This window comes from Fuerstiella marisgermanici (genome assembly GCF_001983935.1).
GTDB classification, from domain to species: domain Bacteria; phylum Planctomycetota; class Planctomycetia; order Planctomycetales; family Planctomycetaceae; genus Fuerstiella; species Fuerstiella marisgermanici.
In genome coordinates, this window is sequence record NZ_CP017641.1 from 2,459,202 (window position 1) to 2,479,460 (window position 20,259).

General features: G+C 56.1%; 18 protein-coding genes. 4 read left to right on the plus strand and 14 right to left on the minus strand.

Annotation, left to right across the window (positions count from 1 at the left end; all coding sequences use genetic code 11):
- Positions 1-287: 287 nt before the first annotated feature.
- Both Fuma_RS09290 and Fuma_RS09295 read left to right on the plus strand, forming a co-directional pair.
- Positions 288-476: a hypothetical protein gene (locus Fuma_RS09290; RefSeq protein WP_077023888.1), complete on the plus strand. Its 189-nt coding sequence runs from the start codon at positions 288-290 to the stop codon at positions 474-476.
- A gap of 115 nt (positions 477-591) precedes the next feature.
- Positions 592-1,431 carry a hypothetical protein gene (locus tag Fuma_RS09295; protein WP_077023889.1) on the plus strand — a complete coding sequence of 280 codons (840 nt, stop codon included), beginning with the start codon at positions 592-594 and terminating at the stop codon, positions 1,429-1,431.
- A gap of 231 nt (positions 1,432-1,662) precedes the next feature.
- Here the strand turns inward: Fuma_RS09295 and Fuma_RS09300 are convergent, their stop codons facing one another.
- From Fuma_RS09300 to Fuma_RS09305, 3 genes are all read right to left on the minus strand, one after another.
- Positions 1,663-5,133, minus strand: a complete 3,471-nt coding sequence (locus Fuma_RS09300) for an ATP-binding protein (protein WP_145944077.1) — start codon at positions 5,131-5,133, stop codon at positions 1,663-1,665.
- 106 nt (positions 5,134-5,239) lie between these two features.
- Positions 5,240-5,410, minus strand: coding sequence for a hypothetical protein (locus Fuma_RS35195; RefSeq protein ID WP_158520921.1), 171 nt, complete (start codon positions 5,408-5,410; stop codon positions 5,240-5,242).
- 400 nt (positions 5,411-5,810) lie between these two features.
- Entirely contained in the window at positions 5,811-6,902 is a 1,092-nt protein-coding gene (locus tag Fuma_RS09305) for a hypothetical protein (RefSeq protein ID WP_077023891.1), read from the minus strand.
- A gap of 687 nt (positions 6,903-7,589) precedes the next feature.
- Here Fuma_RS09305 and Fuma_RS09315 point away from each other — a divergent pair.
- Positions 7,590-8,759, plus strand: a complete 1,170-nt coding sequence (locus Fuma_RS09315; RefSeq protein ID WP_077023893.1) for a baeRF3 domain-containing protein — start codon at positions 7,590-7,592, stop codon at positions 8,757-8,759.
- A 416-nt stretch (positions 8,760-9,175) separates the two neighbouring features.
- Here Fuma_RS09315 and Fuma_RS09320 read toward each other — a convergent pair whose 3' ends face one another.
- From Fuma_RS09320 to Fuma_RS09345, 6 genes are all read right to left on the minus strand, one after another.
- The gene (locus Fuma_RS09320) at positions 9,176-10,384 is read right to left on the minus strand and encodes a glutamate-cysteine ligase family protein (RefSeq protein ID WP_077023894.1); all 1,209 of its coding nucleotides are present in this window, start codon (positions 10,382-10,384) and stop codon (positions 9,176-9,178) included.
- A gap of 224 nt (positions 10,385-10,608) precedes the next feature.
- On the minus strand, positions 10,609-11,418 hold the full coding sequence (locus Fuma_RS09325; protein ID WP_077023895.1) for a CAP domain-containing protein: 810 nt from the start codon (positions 11,416-11,418) through the stop codon (positions 10,609-10,611).
- A 157-nt stretch (positions 11,419-11,575) separates the two neighbouring features.
- Positions 11,576-12,190 carry a DUF6691 family protein gene (locus Fuma_RS09330; protein ID WP_083731920.1) on the minus strand — a complete coding sequence of 205 codons (615 nt, stop codon included), beginning with the start codon at positions 12,188-12,190 and terminating at the stop codon, positions 11,576-11,578.
- Between the two features lie 162 nt (positions 12,191-12,352).
- Positions 12,353-12,943 carry a YeeE/YedE thiosulfate transporter family protein gene (locus Fuma_RS09335; RefSeq protein ID WP_083731921.1) on the minus strand — a complete coding sequence of 197 codons (591 nt, stop codon included), beginning with the start codon at positions 12,941-12,943 and terminating at the stop codon, positions 12,353-12,355.
- Between the two features lie 44 nt (positions 12,944-12,987).
- Positions 12,988-14,382, minus strand: a complete 1,395-nt coding sequence (locus tag Fuma_RS09340; RefSeq protein ID WP_077023896.1) for an MBL fold metallo-hydrolase — start codon at positions 14,380-14,382, stop codon at positions 12,988-12,990.
- Between the two features lie 208 nt (positions 14,383-14,590).
- Positions 14,591-15,139, minus strand: a complete 549-nt coding sequence (locus tag Fuma_RS09345; RefSeq protein ID WP_077023897.1) for a DUF421 domain-containing protein — start codon at positions 15,137-15,139, stop codon at positions 14,591-14,593.
- Positions 15,140-15,598: 459 nt separating this feature from the next.
- On the opposite strand from Fuma_RS09345, the gene Fuma_RS09355 reads away from it, so the two are divergent.
- Positions 15,599-16,696 (plus strand): endonuclease/exonuclease/phosphatase family protein, encoded by a 1,098-nt coding sequence (locus tag Fuma_RS09355; RefSeq protein ID WP_077023899.1) that lies wholly within the window; start codon positions 15,599-15,601, stop codon positions 16,694-16,696.
- Between the two features lie 72 nt (positions 16,697-16,768).
- Here the strand turns inward: Fuma_RS09355 and Fuma_RS09360 are convergent, their stop codons facing one another.
- The 5 genes from Fuma_RS09360 to Fuma_RS09375 form a co-directional block, all read right to left on the minus strand.
- Positions 16,769-17,695 carry a vitamin K epoxide reductase family protein gene (locus Fuma_RS09360; protein ID WP_083731922.1) on the minus strand — a complete coding sequence of 309 codons (927 nt, stop codon included), beginning with the start codon at positions 17,693-17,695 and terminating at the stop codon, positions 16,769-16,771.
- Positions 17,696-17,865: 170 nt separating this feature from the next.
- Complete coding sequence (locus Fuma_RS09365; protein ID WP_083731923.1) at positions 17,866-18,717, minus strand: IS3 family transposase; 852 nt, start codon at positions 18,715-18,717, stop codon at positions 17,866-17,868.
- A gap of 32 nt (positions 18,718-18,749) precedes the next feature.
- Positions 18,750-19,034 carry a transposase gene (locus tag Fuma_RS09370; protein ID WP_077022738.1) on the minus strand — a complete coding sequence of 95 codons (285 nt, stop codon included), beginning with the start codon at positions 19,032-19,034 and terminating at the stop codon, positions 18,750-18,752.
- Positions 19,035-19,525: 491 nt separating this feature from the next.
- Positions 19,526-19,678 (minus strand): hypothetical protein, encoded by a 153-nt coding sequence (locus tag Fuma_RS35685; RefSeq protein WP_179954434.1) that lies wholly within the window; start codon positions 19,676-19,678, stop codon positions 19,526-19,528.
- Complete coding sequence (locus Fuma_RS09375) at positions 19,675-20,259, minus strand: superoxide dismutase family protein (protein ID WP_077028197.1); 585 nt, start codon at positions 20,257-20,259, stop codon at positions 19,675-19,677. Before Fuma_RS09375 ends, Fuma_RS35685 begins: the two co-directional genes overlap by 4 nt.

A 20,259-nucleotide genomic window follows, 5' to 3' on the forward strand; every position in this document is an offset into this window, starting at 1 on the left:
CGAAATTTGAGACGCATGGTGGTCCGGTGCTCGCAGTGGTTGTCGGCTGAAGCATACTATCCGGACGTTGAGAAAATCCGTTGCGGCGAAAACCCTGTCTTAGGGGCGTGTTTGCACTTTGACCGAACTGTTGGCACGGACAATGGACTGATCGCAGTGAACCATGTCGCGGGATGAAAACTCTATGAATGACGGCTCCACCGAAACGATTCTCGCCGGAATGAAGCCGGAGGAGTTGCCGGTCACTGACCACATCGACTACCTGAAGGATCACGTCGGATTCGACGATGCCTGACCGGTCAGCGGCCAAAATCAAATCTACAGAACCGCTCGCCTTCCTGAAGCTCGATTCGGTTTTCAGTGATCTGGCAGAAGACGCTCGCTTCGCCGAAACTTACGAACGGCTAGTCAAGCAGCTCTACAGCAACCCCGATGTGTCGACCCTAGTGCGACAAGTCATGGACGAAAATCGCTGATCGAGACTACGGTAGCCGCTTAAAGAAGCCACAGCTGACAAAGTGAAACTACGTCATTAAGCTCCACCGCAAACGCATTCGTTAATCTTCAACATCATCACAGGTCATTCTCGTAATGTTCCATCGACGCTACTTCATCACGTCACTGGCCATCAGTCTTGCGTGCTCGTTTTCCGTTTCACCAGCTTTGCCTCAGGACGCCAAAAGCGACCAGCCGAAATTTGGACCGGTCAAATGCGATGGTGACTATCAACATCATTTACAGGGTGTCTGTACGGACAACGCCGCTGCGATCTTCTGGTCCTTTACCACTCAACTGGTGAAGACCGATCAAAACGGAAAAGTCCAAAAGCAAATCCCCGTCGCCAACCACCATGGCGACCTGTGTTTCAAGGACGGCAAAATCTACGTCGCTGTGAACCTCGGACGATTTAACGATCCCGAAGGCAACGCCGATTCGTGGGTGTACGAGTACGACGCCAACACGCTCAATCTTGTGGCCAAGCACGAAACTCAGCAAGTGTTCCACGGCGCGGGCGGAATCGGCACAAGGAATGGCCACTTCTTTGTGGTTGGCGGGCTGCCCGACGGAGTGCAGGAAAACTACGTCTACGAATACGACGCCAAATTTCAGTTCGTCAAAAAACACATCATCAAGAGCAAGTGGACACACCTGGGCATCCAAACGGCCACGTTTCACGACGGAGTCTGGTGGTTCGGGTGCTACGGATCACCGGCGATCCTGCTGACGACCGACGCCGACTTCAAGCTGACCGGGCGCCATGAGTTCAACTGTTCACTGGGCATCGTCGGAGTCGGCCCCGACCAGTTGCTGTTCGCCAGAGGCCCAAGAAATCCCGAAAACCGCCACCTCGGCTCACTACACCTTGCCAGCCCCGACCCCAAACGCGGACTCGTGGAAGTGACAGTCGCCGTTGGGAATGACAAGAAGTGATCGGCCAGGTTGGCCACGGTTTCAGAGTTCCCAAAAGCCCGAGACGGCGACACCGCCACCGAGTTGAGCAGGCCGGACCAAGGAGCAAAGCGACGACGTTCCGGCAGCCACAATTGCGATTAGCAATCAGCAGTCCCGGAGCGGAGCTTCGCTGGGGCCGGCCTATGTGGCTCGCTACGGGACGGGGCATTACGCGATCGAGTCGGCAACTCCCGGCAGTTGTAGGCCATATTATCGCAGTCGGTCTCGCCGTTCGTCTTTCAGCCAGGAATCGAGATCAGCCTCAGCGAGTTTAAGGGCAAGCTTTGCGACAAGAGAAACCGTTGAGTGTTTGTGGGTCGTTAACTCTGTCCAGACGCCTATTTCGCGGTGATGTTTATTCGGCACTTCGGCGAAATCCATTGTGAAGTATCGGCGCGAAGCATGCGTGATGTCTTCGGGGGACACTCCATGGCTCGTCGCCACGCTGACCAGTGAAATCCATACAGGATCTGGATGCCTTGCTAAAGGAATGTCGTGGAATTGTTCTAATTCGTCGATTTCAAGCAGGCGAGCATAGACTTCTGCAGAGTCTCCCACGAAGACCATAGTCAGTTTCGTGGCGTGGTACGCGTCCGGACTGACTTTCGCGATCAATTCACATCGCATTTCTTCCGTCAGATCAACTGTAGCGATTTTAAAAGGCTCAACTCGTATGTAACGAGATGAGCGGTCGGTCTTCCTGCACTTATCTTCCAGCCAGGCCGTACGGAACTCCTGATCGGTCTTGAGTGCCTGCTCTAGACACCATTCGTCAGTCAGATGTTGTGTTGCGGCATACAGCCAGATTGCTCTAAGAGACTCTGGCAGTGGATGTTTCTCTCTGGCATGCCATAGGCCGTGAAGAGCGTGCGACACAACGTCGGCATCGTCGTGCGTTAGCAAAGCTTCAATTGTGGCAGCTTGCAGTTCGTACATCATGGCTACGTGGTCGACCAGCTTTGGCACGTGGACGCATTCAGCGACTGCCAGCTGTCGAATATCGTCTGGCACATCACAAACGAGTCCCACCTGAACGGCTTCGTATCGAAAGTGGCCGTCCGTTAAAAGTGTTCTCAGTCGCTCAGTGGATCCTGTCTCTTTCCGCCGCAATGCCGTCACAAGTAGGTGCGTGATCAGATCCGGTCTCGCGCGCTCGGCGATGATCGCGTCAATCCAGCAAATCGTGTTGACGACGTTGTCGGCGATCGAATCGACAACCGTCTTGCAATGATCCGGCCAAGGGTCGAGCATCTGCTCTGACTCGGCGATGCACCATTGCACCCTCTGAATAACTTCCTCGGGGTTGTGGTCAGCCCATTGTTTACCTGTTGCTTTCGCATGCTCCCACTGCCGTTGTTGTTCGTCGATTTTCCATTCAGTGTCGCCGCGTGGGCGGCCCGGAAAGAGTAGCGCGAATGTCTCATCAATGTCGATATCGAGAGAAATCTCTCCGTGTCTCGCGAGTATATTCAGAGACGTCAAAACACCTGGACGGTCAGCGGCCAGTTCACTCGTGCGAGTCAAAACAGCCGTCCCGGAACGGTTGAAGACAGCTCGTTGTTCGTCGGATACGCCGATCATTCCAAAATGAGGAAATAGCCACGCTTTGACGGCCCGTAAAACCGGCTTCCATTTGTTCAGACGCGCAGGATCCAGTATTTCAAAGATCTCGTCCAAAAACGCTTCTAAGCGCTCGAGATCTTTTGGCAGCAAGCCGCCACGACGCATCGTGAACTGCATTCGGTCGGCGGGATTCTGTTCCGTATCGTCGAATTGCGGTGAAACAATGATCGGGATAAGCGGGGCTGCCAGATTGATGTCACCGCCCTGCGCAAGATAGCTCGTGAACGCTTCAAGCGTTGCCTTGCGACGGTCAACAGCTTCCCGCCCCGGAAAGCCGGACTGCGCCCAATCACGAATGCGGCGGATGGGGTGATCCGGAGCCTGGTTCTCGGGGCGTTTGTCCAATGGTGCTGCGGCAATTAGGTGCGGAATCGTGCTTTCAGGGCTCGACTGCAACAGGACGTCAGAAAGCTTCAGGATGAGATTCGGACGATTCTGAATTACCCACTCCGCATGTTCAGAGGTCGAGCAGACGTATGCTCGCCAGACTGCGTCGCAATCCACATCTACAACCATTCGACGCAGCTCGTGGGCTGAAATCCGAGCACCACGGGCATGCGCGGCAATCACAGTATCCACAAGGCCGGTTGAGAGCCCAATTTCATTGATGGCGTGTGTAATCGGCACGGCTGCAGCGGAATTGAAGAAGATGTCTCGTACAAGAACACCTCGTAAGAGTTCGGGGACAACAATCAACCTCCCGTCGCCAAAGTCGACGATGAGTCCACCGAGTGCAAGATCGCGCACAATTCGTCTCACTTCAGGCTCCGACCGCCCCAACACACTTGCCGCTGAAACAATAGGCACGCCATCAGACCCACCGAGACTTAAACAGGCCAGAGCTTCGGTCGCTGATTCGCCAATCAAATCGGAAAATCGCGCCCTAACCCAACTCGCCAGCTTCTCTCCGGTCCATACCTCATTCCAGTCCGTTTTCGTTTTTTGCAGACACGCGTCGATGAGCATCATTGCTCGTCCTGGGCATCCCGATGATTGATGCACGATCATGTGAAGAAGGTGGTTGGGACCATGAATGCCAGATGCCTTGATAATCTCGACGAGTGTGTTGTCTGCCAGTTCAGGCAGCTTCAGAATTTTCGAGCCCGCAATCCCCAGCGCAGTAGCAAGCTGATCGACGTCTCCGGGCCAGCTGTCAACAATGATTTCGAAACTCAGATCGTGGTCCCGGCGATAGCTCAGCAGGAACCGTATCGAATCCAGGTACAGAGCGCCGTCCTCGATAAGGACGGTATCCGGTTGTTGTTGAGTAATCGCATCGGCAATTGAATGCTCGTCGTTACCAGTCAGGAAAAATGCATTCGTATGCCGCGCGTACTGTTGAAGCAGAAAGGTTTTGCCCATGCCAGGCTGGGCAGAAATAAGCTTGTCTCCGTCGGTCTGCTGTAGCCACGCAAGCTCATTGTCTCGCCCGATCAGACCGGCGCCAAAATCGGAGCGGCACGACCGTGGCAACGGTGACAGCGCCGAGAGCTTCGTCGTGCCCTGCGGTGGTCGCTCAGTCGCACTGAGCCATTCTTTGACCAGACTAACGAGCTCTGAACGTTTAAGCGGACGCGATTCACTGGAGTACATCGAAAGCTGGGCGACGAGCCCCTGTACAAGGAGTTCGCGATGCTTAGGCGACTCGCTGGCAAGATTTTCCATGTGCAGAAACACATCCAGCAGATGTGCTGCTTCGCGGAGCAGTCCTTTCCAATCCAGATTCTTTGCGCGGGGCACGCGAACACGACCAATTTCTCCGACCGCCAAAACTGACTGAGAACAACTTCCGACCAGCACGAGTTCAAGGACATCCGCTGATGCGCCGTCGTCAAGCTCCTTTGCCCATCGTTCAGCGTTCGGCTTCGTAATCTGACGTATAGAGGATTTCACCTGAGTTGCCTTCGTTCCGGCGCTGCCTTGACGAAGGATGTCGATCTTTTCGCTTTGATGCGATGGCTCCAGAGTAACTGTATGCCAGTCTACGGACTGCAACGCTTCCAATAGTGCAATCACTGTTTGAACGAGATAACCACGATTTCCGTCTCTGCCTGACACTCTCGCGGGCCTTTCTTGCTAAGTAATCTCGCAATCGGCGGTGTTTGAAGCGATGGGGGGGGAGGCCGTTACACGGCTAATCCAAATGTCCCGGTGTGTTTCAGAATCACCAATAGCAGTTCTCGCCAACCAGGCAGGCCTGCACTTTGTTGGCCTTCTGAATGACTCGGGCGAGTATAACTACTTCGCCAGTCTTCGTGGTTTCTGCGATGATGAACAGGCTGCGTTTGTCGGAGCCGTCGGCTGAATTGCTGAGGTAAACGATCTTTGCATTCATGTTGTAGCAACTGAGTTCAAGATCCCTTGAATTGCCCCGCGTAGCGTTCTCAGAAAAATGCGGAAGTCAAGTTTGCTGATGGTATAATCAGCACGCCTAGATCAGTGGGCCATCCTCTATTACGAAATAGCGGCTAAAGCAGTTTGTCGAATGAAGGGCGACCGTCGCGATCAACTGCGGGGCGGAAAAAGTTTCACCGAGTTGACTCAGCAGACGTAACTGACGTTCGGGGATTGAACGCCCATGCATTCCGTTCACGCCATGGAGTGCTCACGGCGGTGCGCATAGCGCCGCCGTCTGGGTTGGAAACGCAACAGACAGCAGGGCGGTATTGCGGAGCACGGTACTCCGCCTCAACATTACACGTCTTCTGGGCGAAACGCTCCCATGTCATGCGCAGCTAATCTTTCACAAGGTCCGCCACGTAAATCGCGGTGATCGTTTTTCCGTCGTCGTCTTTTTCGTGGCTGGAGTACCAGGACAGCAATCCGTGTTGAGCGTCGACTTCGACGAAGCCGGGATAGGAATTGTCGCCGCCGCTGGGGAGTTCTGCGATGGGTTTTAGTTCGTCATCGATCAGCCAGTAAAGTGCCGTCTTTGGTCCGGCGGCGGTGTTCTTTCGGCCGCCGACCAGCCAGTGGTCTCCCCACTTTGCCAGTAGCGGGCCGCCGACGTAGTGAGGCAGTTCTTTGCGGTCCCATGTCTGGTAGGGAGGGCGGGAGCGAGCCAGTTGGGCGGTGGAACCTCGCTGGCGACTGAGTGCCAGCATGGTGCCGTCCGGCTGTATTTGAAATGCTGTTTCGTTGCCCTGCTGCGTCTGAAACAGTGACCGAAATCTCCAGTTGATCCCGTCCGAGCTTTCCAGCAACGCTCCTTCCAAAATCGAAGCACCGCCCGCGCCGGATTCGGCTTCCGAATACGCTCGCTTACGACGACCGCAAAGGTAGGCCGTTTCGCCGTCAGTGACCGCTCGCCAAATGTAATGCCCGTACGTGCCTTCCATCTGGTGCGGTGCACTCCACGTTTTGCCGTCGTCGGTCCAGACCGTATAGCCAAGATGTTTGTTGATGTCATAGTCTTCGCGGGGCAGTTCGCCTTCGCCGCTGTACCACGTGCCGGTGTAGATGAACAGCTTTCCCTGGAATTCCAGAAAGTGCGGATCGCGCGTATCTCGCAACGGCACGGAAAACTTATGCACGGTGTCCCACGTCTTTGCATCTTCGCTGCTGAGAACCATTATCGAGGACGTGGAAAACACCATGTGCCCATCCGGACAACTTCGAAACGTCAACCAGTACTTCCCCTTCCAGCGAATCAGATCCGTAAACGCATTGTGTTCACCGTTGTGAAACGCGCGACTAACATTCTGCACTCGCACGCCGGGCGAATCGTCGTCCGCGCGAACGATCTGAACCGGGCATGCGAGCCACAACGCGGACAGTGACACGAATGCGACAATCAAGCGCTGTTGAAGTTGAAGGAGCCAGTGCATGGAATGAAACTCATTTCACAATCGAGAGGAAGGAATTTGTGAGGGACGGCAGTCGAATAGCCTCCTGCTGCGACACCGTCATCGTGAACGTTCGGGGTGTGAGAACCCTTGGCTGGTTGTTGAAATCTGAGTCGGCGGTGTGAGGGAGGATGGCCAGGATGTTTCGGGAGTGGTGGTGCCGGAGCTGCGCTTCGCTGGATTCGGCTTACGTTTTGATTTGGCTTGCGATCAGGAATTGTCTGCTGAGTGCCTTTTTGCCGGGGAGGCATGATGCCGCTTTTGTGGGGCTGTGTTCATCAAGCTTCGCAGGATTCTTAGAGGCAAATCATAAGCCTGGACGCATCGCCCAACCAGTGACGGATCAACATTCGCCTCAGACGCATCGGCAGCTTCGCCGGATGAATGCGGCACCGACGTTTAGGAACGGTACAATCTGCAATGGCGTCGGTGAGTGTGTCGCAGACGGCGGCATTGTGGTCGATGACAGCCCGAGTCGGCGTTTGAGCGATCAGTTGATGCGGCGGAAGATGATCTCGATCGCTCGATGACGCACCCGTTCGCCGAATTCCTTCCAGGCACACCATTTGCGTTATCCACAGTGCAAACCTTCAGGCGTGACAGCAGTCGCATTCGACACTTGTAGTTGAAACAGCCTGACTTCCGAAAATTTTAGCCAGGAGACATGCGATGACGCAGACCATCGAACACTTTGAAACGATTGACTCAGAGCACCTTGAACAACTCAGCACGGCACGAGACAGCCTCTGCGTTTCAATCTATATGCCGACTCATCGGCACGGCACGGATGTGCAGCAGGACCCTATCCGCCTGAAGAATGCAGTTTCGACGGCGAAGAAGCAGTTAGTCAAGGCGGGCCTTTCTGAAAGTGACGCGGACGACTTGCTGCAGCCGGCTCGCGACCTGATGAACCTGGATGCATCGGACGAATTCTGGCAGCATCAGTCCGACGGCCTGGCGATTTTGCTTTCGCGAGACGAATCGTGTCTGTTTCAATTGGGAACAAAGTTCGACGAAGAAGTGGCCGTCAGCCATCGCTACCGCCTGAAACCGCTGTTGCGTTCGATGAATGCCAGCGAAGACTTTCATCTGGTCGCCGTCAGCCGCAACGCTGTTCGAGTTTTCCGAGGCTGCAAATCAGGGCTGAAGGAAGAACACTTCGACGACCTGCCAGCCGGTCTGGACGAAGGTGACAACGACGAGCAACGCGGCCACAACCGGCATTCATTTAAGGTGCGAGCCAACGCAGCGGATTCGTCGGTGCCTCACGGCCACGTTGAAAAGAAAGACGAAGAGGAATTAAAGCAGTACTTCCGCGACATCAAGGAAGCTGTGGGGGCTCACCTGCGAGCTCAAGACGCGCCTGTCGTGTTCGCCGGCGTCGAAGAATTGTTTCCCTACTTCAAGGATGAATTTGACTGTTGCCCGGTGCTTGATGAAGCGGTGCAAGGCAACTTCGACGATTCATCGGCCGACGACTTACTGACGAAAGCGTGGCCCGTCGTCAGGAACCACTGCGATTCTGAACGCAAGGCGGCAGTTGACCGTTTTGGGGAAGCGAGCGGCACCAAGCACGGTTCGACAGATCTGAAGACGATCGTGCAGGCCGCCTTCAACGGCCGAGTGGACACACTGCTGTTGAAGCACGGCGATCGCAACTTCGGAACGTGTGATGACAACGGGACCGTCGAACGCAGCGACGAAGCCGCATCGGCCGACACCTACGACTTGTACGACATCGCCGCCATCCGCACTCTACGAGCCGACGGGCGAGTCGTCTTCGTCAACGATGACCAGCTCAAATCCCCCATCGCCGCAATCTTCCGCTACGTCGTGTAGCGTTTTCACCTTCATCGCCTCGCCCACACGCGCTTGACGATCTCGTGAGTCGGCTTTGCAATCGCACACATGGCGGCGATTGCAAAAAGCTGATTCACGGGACGCACGCTTTTTTTCTTAGTGCGAGAAATAGGTTCTTGTGGAATTGGGACCGAGGCGTGTGGCCAGGAATGGAGCGAGGAACGGGCGGAATCCCGGGGGTTCTTCGCTACGCTTAGTCCCAACTGGCCCAGCCTTCCGTTCACGAGATGGACGCGTTCTTTGCGGTGGGCGAACGGGATCGTCGTGGAATTGGGACCGAGGCGTGTGGCCAAGGATGGAGCGAGGAACGAGCGAAATCCCGGGGGTTCGCTTCGCTACGCTCAGTGCAACCCCGGCCACACTCGAAGTAACCGTGACGCCACTTTGGTGGCGAGCTATCGCCTCAAAGCCAGTGTTGCCAGCGCATCACTTCGCCCTTCAGCGGCGTTTAGCCCTTCGCGGGCGAGTTCCAGCAGTGTGCCGGCGAGCTGATTGATCGGCGCGTCTTCGAGTCCAAACCGGCAGGCCCGGTAGAACAGATTGCGCCATGTCACTTCGTCCTGGATTTCAGCAAGCACATCCAGCACGCGGTTAAGCGTGGGCTCGTGCGAAACAAGTCCTACCCAAAACGCGGGCACGGCCGCCAGGCGGGCGTCGGGCTGAGTATCGATCGTGCGGACTTCCAGGTGCGAATGACTTCTCACAGGAGTGAAGATGGTCCCCACCTGTAGCTTCCATACGTCGTCGAAACCTTCGTGCGCTTCATAGGCGTCGCTCAACGAACGCTTGTCTCCGGGGTGCAGAGTGCCTTCGATTTCCTGCAGCAACGCCGGCCGATCTGTGACCCAGTCAGCCCATCTTTCAAGTGAATAGTCCGGCGAGAATACGTCGTTCGGCAGCGAGCTGCGCTGTTCGTCCATTTCCAGCCATAGCACGGGGCGAAGTGCCACAAACGACTGATCGCGAAACCTTCCCGGTGAGTTCGCGAGCAGCGCGATCGCCGCTGGTGTCGCCACCGTTAACGCTCGAAACTTACGCTGCCAGTCCTGAGCGTCCGCGTAGTCAAAGCTGACATGCACGCCCGCCGTGTTCAACATCGCTCGATGAGCCACGTTGGCATTACGCCGGTAATGGTCGGCCATAATGTCGTAGCGGCGTTTGGGAATCCACGGCACGCGGCGAATATTGGTTCCGTCAAGGCCACTGGAAACGGCGACGACTCCGTTGTTCCTTAACGCGGTGTTAAAGTGAAGCAGCCAGTGGTCCAGGTCAGCTTGCAGTTCCTGACTTGTGGCACGTGCCGGAGACGACCATTCGATCTGATTACCAGGCTCCAACGTGACCTTACCCCAGTCGCCTTCGATGCCGAACAACAGATCGCCTCGAAAGACCTGCTCGCCACCAAGCGAAGTCTGCAACTCATCAAGCAGCGTCAAAACACAACCGTCGCCGGTGTCGTACGCGATGCGCTGGCCGTCTGACGTCCGGACACAGATGTGTTCGACCTCCATCCCCACGCGATGCTGAGACTTCGGTTTGCAGCGACTACGAAAGTAGTCGGTCGCGTAATTTTGCAGCGATGGCGGTTCGAGAATCGTTTGCATGTGATTGATTTCAAATGTAGCTTCGGTTCACAACGCGTTGACCGGGTGACAACGATTGACATCCCAGTGATATGTCGGAAGCCGGCGTTGCGGACAAGTGTTGATCCACCGCAAAGCAAAGGTCGTACCGTTTGAATGAAAGCTACTGGCTTGCGGTTTGGCGGGCCGCTGACATCCAAGGCGCGAGCGATGAAGCAGCGCGCTGAAAGGCCAGCAACCACGGCCTATTCGATCTTCACGCCATCGTCGCTGCTGATGAGCGTCAACGTGCTGTCGTTTTCAGGAGTTCGTTCCGCAACCACGTCGTCGCCATTCATCACTTTCACCGTTGGCGGTCGACAGACCTGGTGCTTTCGTGAGTATTTCGGCGGCAGTTCGAACGATCGTTCTCCGATTGTGTATTGCACGGTTGCTGCCGCACGGTTTCGCAGAGTAAACGTCGTCGAGGCTGACTTTGGGCGACCAAACAACTGGACAGCGTAGTAAACGCCCGTCGATTCGCTTTGACTTAGAGCGACCCCGGTTTCCGTGACGTGTGGCTTGAGCATATTGCGGCGATGCCCGGGTGAGTTCTGCCAGCCAGTAAACGCCTGCTCTGCCAGCGCGTCGGTCGCGATACCTTTGGTGCGGAAATGGTAGGCAATATTTTCAGCAACGATACAGAACTCATACCCCTGAGCGGCAACTCGCTGGCTGGGCTGCCGACCATCCGCCGTGTGGCCGTAGCGGTTGGTCTCTGCCATGTAATCTGCAAATTTCTGAGCCGTCTGCCGGAGCGTTTCATCCGTCGTAAGCGGATCCAAGTCTTCGGTTTCCCGAAACTGATTCGTTCGTTTAACGATACTCTCCGCCACCTGTGTCAGATCTGGATCTTTAACAGACCGAAAACGTCCCACATCTTCAGTGGAAACAATCTCCACATCATGCTGCTCATCCGTTTGCCCCCTCGCAAATCGCGAATCGCCGAGCAACACACAGCCTGCAACCAGCAGGAAATAGAAACGAGGGCACCATGAAACGATCGAATACAGCATGTTGAAATCCTTCTTCGGAACAAAGGGGCAAAAAAAACATAACCCCAATTCCCCGAAGCAGATGCCATACCATTCGCCAGTGTTCTCCCGCCGCCTGTCGCGTCGTCATGCGATGGTACGTTCCCGTGGCGGCGAAGTTTTGGATCGCAGCCGTGGGCTACACGTTGAGGGTTTCGATTGTTGCGAGGACTGCGGCAAGTAGAGCGGCGGTGAGCAGCACAACTGTGGAGCGGTGTGCGGGGATCCATTGGAATAGGGTGAGCTCTCCTCGATCACCGATCGGGTTTACTTTCATAGCCAGCCAGCCGGATGATTCGGCGAACAGGTAGGCTCCGATAATCATCCCGCCGATCATTACCAGGCTGTCGTAGTTGCCCTGGCCTAATGCAGCGGCACCGGTTCCTGGGCAGTAGGCTGACAGTGCGAACCCGGCTCCGAAGATTAGTCCGCCGATGATGTTCGCGGCGTAGCGAGTTGGCTTGATATGCATCTCCACCATGCCCAGCCGGTGCATCGCGTGAATGCCGATCATCCCGACGATCACCGCTGACAGCATCACCTTCACAACGGTGAAGTCGACCAGCAGCAACTGGCCGATCAGGACGTGATACTTCGCGACTCCGCCTTTCTGCAGCAGGAATCCAAAGACAATTCCAAAGACCAGTCCCAGCATGAGTGTGCGAAGCTTTGACGCGGGTACGGCAGGTTCGTTCGGTTCTGGAACTGGCGTCGGTACAGTTTCAGGAGTGGGTTGCTCAAGAATTGTGGACATCGTTTTAGTCTTATGGTTTGAGTCTGGAATTAAGTTTGATGGGCTGTGTTCGAGGTTTGATCCCGCTTCGGGAACCCCGGGGGGGTTCCTTCGCTTCACTCAGTCCAACCCCGGCCCGCTTGATGGAACCGGGTTCTCATTTTGGTGGGTCGTTATCTAGGTTCAGGTAAACATCAGCATGGCGACGGCGATGCCGCCGATGAAGAAGCAGATGGCGGACACCCATGATCCGACTGCCAGCTGCAGAGTTCCGCTGATGCCGTGGCCGCTTGTGCAGCCGCCTGATAGTCTCGCGCCGAAGGACATCAGAATTCCGCCCGCCAGCGCGACGGCGATCCGTAGGCCACCGCTGTCCGGGCCGAAGCGTGCCTGCCACATTTCCGGAAGCAGGCGTCCGGTCAACTCGCCGCCGGACCAGGCAGATACGAATCCACCGAGAATAACACCGACTACCAGCATGAACTCCCAGCCAATTTTTGGTGGATTGTCCTTAAAGTATTTCAGCGACTTCGTGTGCGTCGGAGCGATCACTTTTCCCAACAGCCCTGCGATCCGAGCATACGCCGTTGACGCGCCGAGCGGTTTGTTGGAGAAGTAGAAAGTAAACATCGACAGCACGCCGATTAGTGCTCCGACCAGGTACGGCGACCACGCGGCGCCGGGGTACTGCAACGGGTCGATGGTTGGTTCCTGAGCCGCCGCGATCGCGGGAGTCAGCAGGGTGAGGACTGTGGTCGTAGTGATTTGTCGCATGATGAGCTTCCACTCATTCTTCGGGAGGCGTCCCGTCGGCGCAATTACTTTTCAACGGGGAAACCGGCGGCTGTCCAGGCACTCCAGCTTCCGGGGACGTTATGCACGTGTTTGAACCCGCGTGATTGCATCAGGCTCGCGGCAATGTTGGCTCGGTAACCGCTAGCGCAATATGTTGCGATGGGCTTGTCTTTATTCAGTCCGGTGATGCGCTGCCGCATGTCGGCGACGAACTGGTGTTGAGCGTGGGGGACGTGACCAGCGTTCCATTCTTCGGGAGAACGCACGTCGAGGATCTGAAAGTGCGAACCGTTTTGCAGGTCGTCATGAAGTTCGTGTACCGAAACCTGAGGCAGCACTTGTAGTGGCAACCCGCTCGTTTCCCACGCCTTCATGCCGCCGCCTAGATAGCCCGCGAATTTGGTCAAGCCGACTCGAATTATCATGCGGGTGATTTGATCGACGTCGGTGTCGTCGCCGACAACCAGCAACAGGCGCTGTTCAGGATCGACCATCTGAGCAATCCACGGAGACAATTCAGGGCGATCACCGATGTTGATGGCACCGGGCACATGGCCGCCGCCGAAGGCCAGCATGCTGCGAGTGTCCACAATCGTGACACCGGGCTCACGACCAGCCGCACGAAATTCAGACGGCGGCAGTGCGGGGACGGTCGGCAGACGGTGCAACAGTTCGGCACCTGCAGCGTTGACCGCTTTCAGATGCGGGTAATGGACCGGTACTGGCGGCGCGTCATCCACCACAAAGCTGCGGAATTCTTCGAACGCCGGGAAGTGCAGAGACTTGTTGGTGCGGCGTTCGTAGCCGATGGTGCTGACCAGCCGGTCTCCAATGTCAGCCCCGCACGCCGAACCCGCACCGTGGCCGGGATAGACGACGACGTACTCTTCCAGTTTCAGGAAGTAGTTGTACAACGTTTCGTACAGTTGTTTGGCAAGCGTTTCGGCCTGGTCATTGCCAAGGATGTCTGGCCGTCCGGCAGAACTGACAAACAGTGAATCGCCCGTGAACACCGCATGAGGCATCTCAGGATGTTTCGCTTCTGCTAATTCGAACGCCAGATGTTCAGACGTGTGGCCTGGTGTATGACGAGCGGTCAGGGTGAACGATCCGAAGTCAAACTGATCGCCACAGTGAACTTTGACGCCATCGAATTTGTAGTCGGCATCTTCGCCGCTGAGGTAGATCTCTGCGCTGCCAGCGCGATCGGCAAGCGACCGACTGCCGCTCATGAAGTCGGCGTGGATATGCGTTTCAAAAATATGGGTGATCGATAAGCCGTGCTTGCGAGCTGTCTGAAGATAGATATCGACATCCGTCCGAGGATCGATGACGGCCGCCTTTCCGGTGCTGGTGTCGCCAATCAGGTAGGACAGTTGAGCAATGCCGTCGGTCTGAGTTGTTTCGAGTACGAACATGACAAGCGTCTTCCCGCAATGAGTGTGAGTGATGCGGTAAGACCACTCTGCATATCACGTGCCAGGTTAAGACGCCGCAACGGGCGATGTGGTGAGATCAACAGACGGGCCGACTCTGGACGTGTTTCCACAGCCGCATGCCGTTGACATCCTGCAACTGTCGGAACCCGAATGAATTTCAAGGCCATTCACGTGGCGAGCTCTCGCCCTATTGAGACGGCAATCGGTCGGCGTCGATCACATTGGTGAAGAATTCCGGCTCAAGCTTTGCGTTCGGATCACTGGAATGCAGCACAGAGACGTCGCCGGTCGCTTCAAACACGACGGCCAGCACCTCGTCATAATTCAGGGCGTTTGCTTCTCGCAGCTTGCCGAACAGGTCGCAGCGAGTAACGTTGGCTCGCTTCAGGTTGTCGTCCAGAATTTCTCGGCCACTCATCAACAGCAGAGGTTGATTGTCGACCCACTTGCTGACTTGAGCAGATCGCCGACGCAGCCACGCCACGAGCCACTGTCCAAGGTACAACATCGCCAGCGCGAACAGGCCGAGGACAAGCGCTGGTTTGGGGCTCGAAATGGTCGAGGCAAACAACGACCCCACGGCGACAGTCATGGCAAAGTCTGCTGCCGACATCTTTGAGAGACTGCGCAGGCCGACGATGCGAGTGTAAATCAGGATTGCCGCATAGGTTGCGACCCCGCTTAACATGACCATTGGCGCTTCCGTCCATCCCGACCACACCCATTTTTCCAACATGGAATTCACTTTCGATTTCGTTAACTGAAGATCAGGTAAGTACGCAAAACAACTCTCGCCCCAAAAGGGCCATCATCCCGCTGAGTGTGGCCGCGGTTGGACTAAGCGAAGGAAGCCACGGGTTTCACGCGTCGCTCGCTTCAACCTCGGCCGCACACCTCGCTGCCAATCCCACAAAGATTGCTTCTGAAACATGATTCCTGGACCACAATCGATGCGGCCAACCAGACGCGGCCGTCGAGCCGTAAGCGTCGCGACAAGCGTTTTGGTGTGCCGTTTGCATGCAACTTCAAAATGAAATGCAGCGCCGACGAAGGATTTCTGTTGGTCCGCGCCCATAGAGGTCCGCAGATTGCGTACCGCGCATCAGAGAAATTCAAAGGTCGCAGCAATTCGCGTTCGTTTGAATTACACTTGGCAGGTTTTCAGTCCGAAACGTCAATCCCGTAGAAAGCATCCATGTCCTCAGAAGCGACGCCCTCCAACGCCGTGACGCATAGCGACCGCAGTCGCCTGAACTGGCGATGGCTGCTCTGGCGTGTCTGGTGCGGACTGCTGGTTGTGACGGCCGTCGTGCCGCTATTTCCGGTCAACTGGTGGTGGGTTCGCATCGGCGACTATCCGCGCCTGCAGTTGCTGTGCGTTTATCTCGCGACGCTGCCGTTCATGCTGATGTTTCGCCGTCACCGAACGTTGAAGTGGTGGTCGCTAGGGCTGATGGCTTGCTGTGTGATTCAGGCCTACTGGATCTTCCCGTATTCGCCGCTGGCACCGCGTACGGTGCAGGCCGCTAAATCGGACGATCCAGCCAGGCGATTACGGATCGTCGCGATGAACGTTCAGCAGGAGAACGACAATGCGGCTGCGGTCCTCGAAATCGTTAAGCGTGAGCAACCGGACGTGTTGGTGTTGTGCGAAGTCAACGAGCGGTGGCTCAACGATCTTTCAGAGTTAGACCAACAGTTTGCCTTTTCGAAGAAGCATCCACTGGACAATCATTACGGCATTGCGTTGTTCACCAATATGGACGTCGATTCCTGCCGCGTTCGAGCGATGGTGAGCGACAGGATGCCATCGATCGACGCAACCATCCGTTTAAGAAACGGACAACCGGTGCGGTTGTTTGCCGTGCATCCCAAGCCGCCTCAGGTTGGTCGAGGAACCACGAAGCGCGACGCCGAACTGGTGCTGGTGGGGCGTGAGGTGGATGGCGCTCAGTCTTCCATCGTCCTTGGCGATCTAAACGACGTGGGCTGGTCGCGGACGACCAATCTGTTTCAGGAAGTCAGCGACCTGCTTGATCCTCGCGAAGGACGCGGCCTGTATGCGACGTTCGATGCGACGTCCTGGTTTCTTCGCTATCCGCTGGACTATCTGTTCCACTCGGACGATTTCCGAGTCGCCGAAATGAAGACGCTCGAATTCATAGGCTCGGACCATTTTCCACTCTTGATAGAACTCAGCTACGAACCGGCGGCCGAATCCCAGCAGCAGGCTCCTGAGCTGGATGCTGGCGACAAAGCAGATGCTGACGAAGCCGTTCAGGAAGCCTGGTAAGACCGCCTGCGACAAACTTCCGATTCCCCTGCTGCAATGCTGGCCAAGTCAAGGCGGCCGGTCCAAGACCAGCTACCTCACAAAACGATCCCACAAGCCATAACGTTCGAGTTTTACGCCGCAAGGAATTGCTAGCAAAGCAACCGCGAGGCCGATGACGGTGCAGGTCACGGAGTAGCTTTGCACAGAACCGGACTGCAGCCAAGGCAGCACCGCCACTGCGATTCCCAACGGCACATTCAGGTAGCGGCCCAGCCGCACGACTTCGCCCATGCACACCACCGCCACCGTGACGATTAACGCACCGCCCACGTGACCGACGTCGGCCGCAGGGGCCTGAATGTTGATGCCGAAGAATGAGGGGCAGAACATCAGGGCGATGCCTGAGAACGCCGATGCGATCAACGTCCAGGGAAACGTCATTCCCCAGATCGATGCTTTGAATACCGACCACGGTTGCTGCGGCAGAGTCACCAGTTCCGGACTGCGTTCGTCTTTCGTGCATCCTTCTGCAGATCCGCCCAGCCAGAAGATTTTCCACAGCGATCCGCCTCGATCACGGCGACGTTTCGCTTCCGCCATGTGCTGCCCCATTGCGACAACTTCGTCGACTTCCAGCGGAATCATGGGCAACATGATGCCCGCCGCCAACAGGCACATCAAACACCAATGATGCACGATCATCGGTTGAGACATCACCAAAACGATGTGCGTCAGCCCCAAGGGAATTACCAGAATGCCAAAGAACGCGACCATCCAGGGCATTGTGCGCCAGCGAGCCGGGCTGCCCATGTAGCCCATCAGGAATTCGAAGGTATACGAAATCGCTCCGAGACCGCCATCAGAGATTGGCCACATGTGAGACATATTAGAATTCAGAACCTGCTTCGTGCCTTCTGCGAACCCGAAGAACGGATCCCAAACGTGGTTGATATATCCCAGTTGGAAGGCCGCGAGGTACCGAGACACAACCCATCCCGCAAGCCCCGTGACAATCATGATCCAGCGTTGAGGCCAACTGGATGGGTTATACGTCCAGTGGGCTGCCCCCGAGATTAGGTCCGGTTGTTATGAGAGTTGTGGGCTGACATTGGTATTGAATAATCTTCCAAACAAGTTGTGCTGAGCCCCGTCCGCCTTCGCTGTCGCCTCGGCCTTCAACGCGGAGCTCAGGTCGAGGTGATGGCGAAGGTGGTCGGGGCGGCTCCCGTCTGTCGAGCTCGAACCGAAGGCTGCATCGCCGCGAACTCATTCGGTGTCTGGTAGTCCAACGCGCTGTGCGGACGAACTTCGTTGTACTGACGTTGAAATTCCTTCGTCATCTGTACGGCATCGCGAACACTTTCAAACTCTTCCACGTTCAGAAATTCATCGCGAAGCTTCGAATTGAAACTCTCGGAATACCCGTTCTGCCACGGCGATCCCGGCTCGACGTACAGCGCCGAGACGCCTGTTTGTTTCAGCCACTTGCCAATCGCCTTCGCGATAAACTCTGGGCCGTTGTCGCTGCGAATGTGGTTCGGAACACCGCGAGCAGCGATCAATTCACACAACGTGTCGATCACGTCGTCGGCTTTGATACTGCGAGAAACTTTCAACGCAACGCACTCCCGAGTGAATTCGTCAACAACGGTCAGCCACTTCAACTGAGTTCCATTCGTTGTGTAGTCAAACACAAAATCCCACGCCCATACGTCGTTTTTTCCCCGCGATCGGTGAACATGACAAGCGTTTTTACTGCCGCCAGTGCCACGCCGCTTCTTCGTTCGTCGACAGACCTTCAGGCCTTCACGACGCCAAAGGCGATACATTCGCTTCCTGTTCACCACGAATTCTTCGCGACGAAGAAGACGACAGATACGCCGATAACCAAATCGCGGATGCTCACGAACCAGCTCCAGCATTCGCTTCACCAACGCCGCCTCATCATCGCGAACAACGGGTTCACGACGATGAACCGAACGATGCTGACCAACCGTTCGGCACGCGTGACGTTCCGAAACGTCGAACTTCTCCTGCACATGTTTGACGGCCTCGCGTTTCCGGGAGACCGTCAGAAGTTTCCCTCCGCGATCTCCTTCAGCATTGCCTTGTCGAGTTCCGCTTCCGCAAGCAGCTTCTTAAGCCGAGCGTTCTCAACTTCCAGTTCCTTCAGACGCTTTGCTTCCTCGGCCTTCATCCCGCCGTACTGCTGACGCCAGCGATGATACGTCGCTTCACTGACAGCCAGCGATTGAACAACCTCACCGAGCGACTTGCCGCTCGTCAGCATCGCATCCGCATCACGAAGCTTCCGAACAATCTGCTCCGGAGTGTGACGTTCACGTTTCTTCGACATCCTGAGTCTCCTGAGAATGAATTCGTCAGTAGACTCTCATAGTGATGGACCTGTTCAAGGGGAGCATGCCACCAGCCTGGCGGCACCGGCGGGCCATGCTGCATATACATGATCATGTTCGGCATGCCGGGAATCAAAATCGTGAGTGCAATCACGAGTGCTCCCACGACTGTGTCGTTCGCATAGGAACTGCTGGTCGGCGCCCAGAACAGCACTGGTGCCATCGTGAGCCAGATCCCGATTCCGCAGCACGCCCAAATACTCTTCGGACGATTCGGAGTCAGCGTCCGCCAGCCAATGACTACTAATGCGAGTCCGGAAATAGTGTCACTCGCCGTCATCAGTATCGCGCGCAGGCGGGTGTGAGTCTGATCGGAAAACCAGACTCCGCGCCCGCCAGCGGGATCGACCCAGATGTCGGGATTCATGTACCCAAACGTGAACGGAGCAATGGCCGTCCATACTCCCAGCACGACGAGTGTCCAGTAAACCTAGAGCGTCTTTTTATGATGCTGCCTGAGCATCTTTAGACGCTCGTCGTGCGACATCTCATGATCATGACACTCGTGGTCGTGCTCCATCATTTCCATCGGCCGAGCGACGCCACGAGTTCCCATGCTGTGGGAATGATCGTGCGACATCATTTCTTGACCTCAGCAAAGCCAATCACACCCACGGCAACTCGCGGACCAGCATCACCGGACGGTTGGCTCTTCAGGTCATCCATTCCCGCATGAACCACGAAAGAGCGGCCAAGCACGAAGTGCAACTTCAGCCCCTTTGCCTTTTTGTTAACCTCAGCCACCCCTTCGGAATTCGCTTCGATGTTCCCGAGATCCCCGGGATGACGCTCGTGATCGTCTGGAGCGCCGTGCTTCGTCCCGTGGGGGTTGTAATGTCCTCCGGCCGACTTCCCTTCCGGATCTCGCAGGTCGCCAAACTGGTGAATATGGAATCCGTGTTTTCCCGGCTTCAGACCATGAACTTTACCGCGAACCAGTACGTGATCGTCCTGCTGCTGCAGAGTCAGGGTTCCAAAAACTTCGTTGCCCTTCGTTGGCACCAGCACCGCCACACCTTCTGTGGGCATTTCCCGCTCAGCACCATTGTCGTGATGCCCCTTTTCCCGGTGATCATCGTCCTGAAGGAAGGCCGTTGCGGGAGCCAGGAAGATGACCAATCCTGATAGAGCTGTTGCGGTGATTCCGAAGTGAGTGGTCTTCAT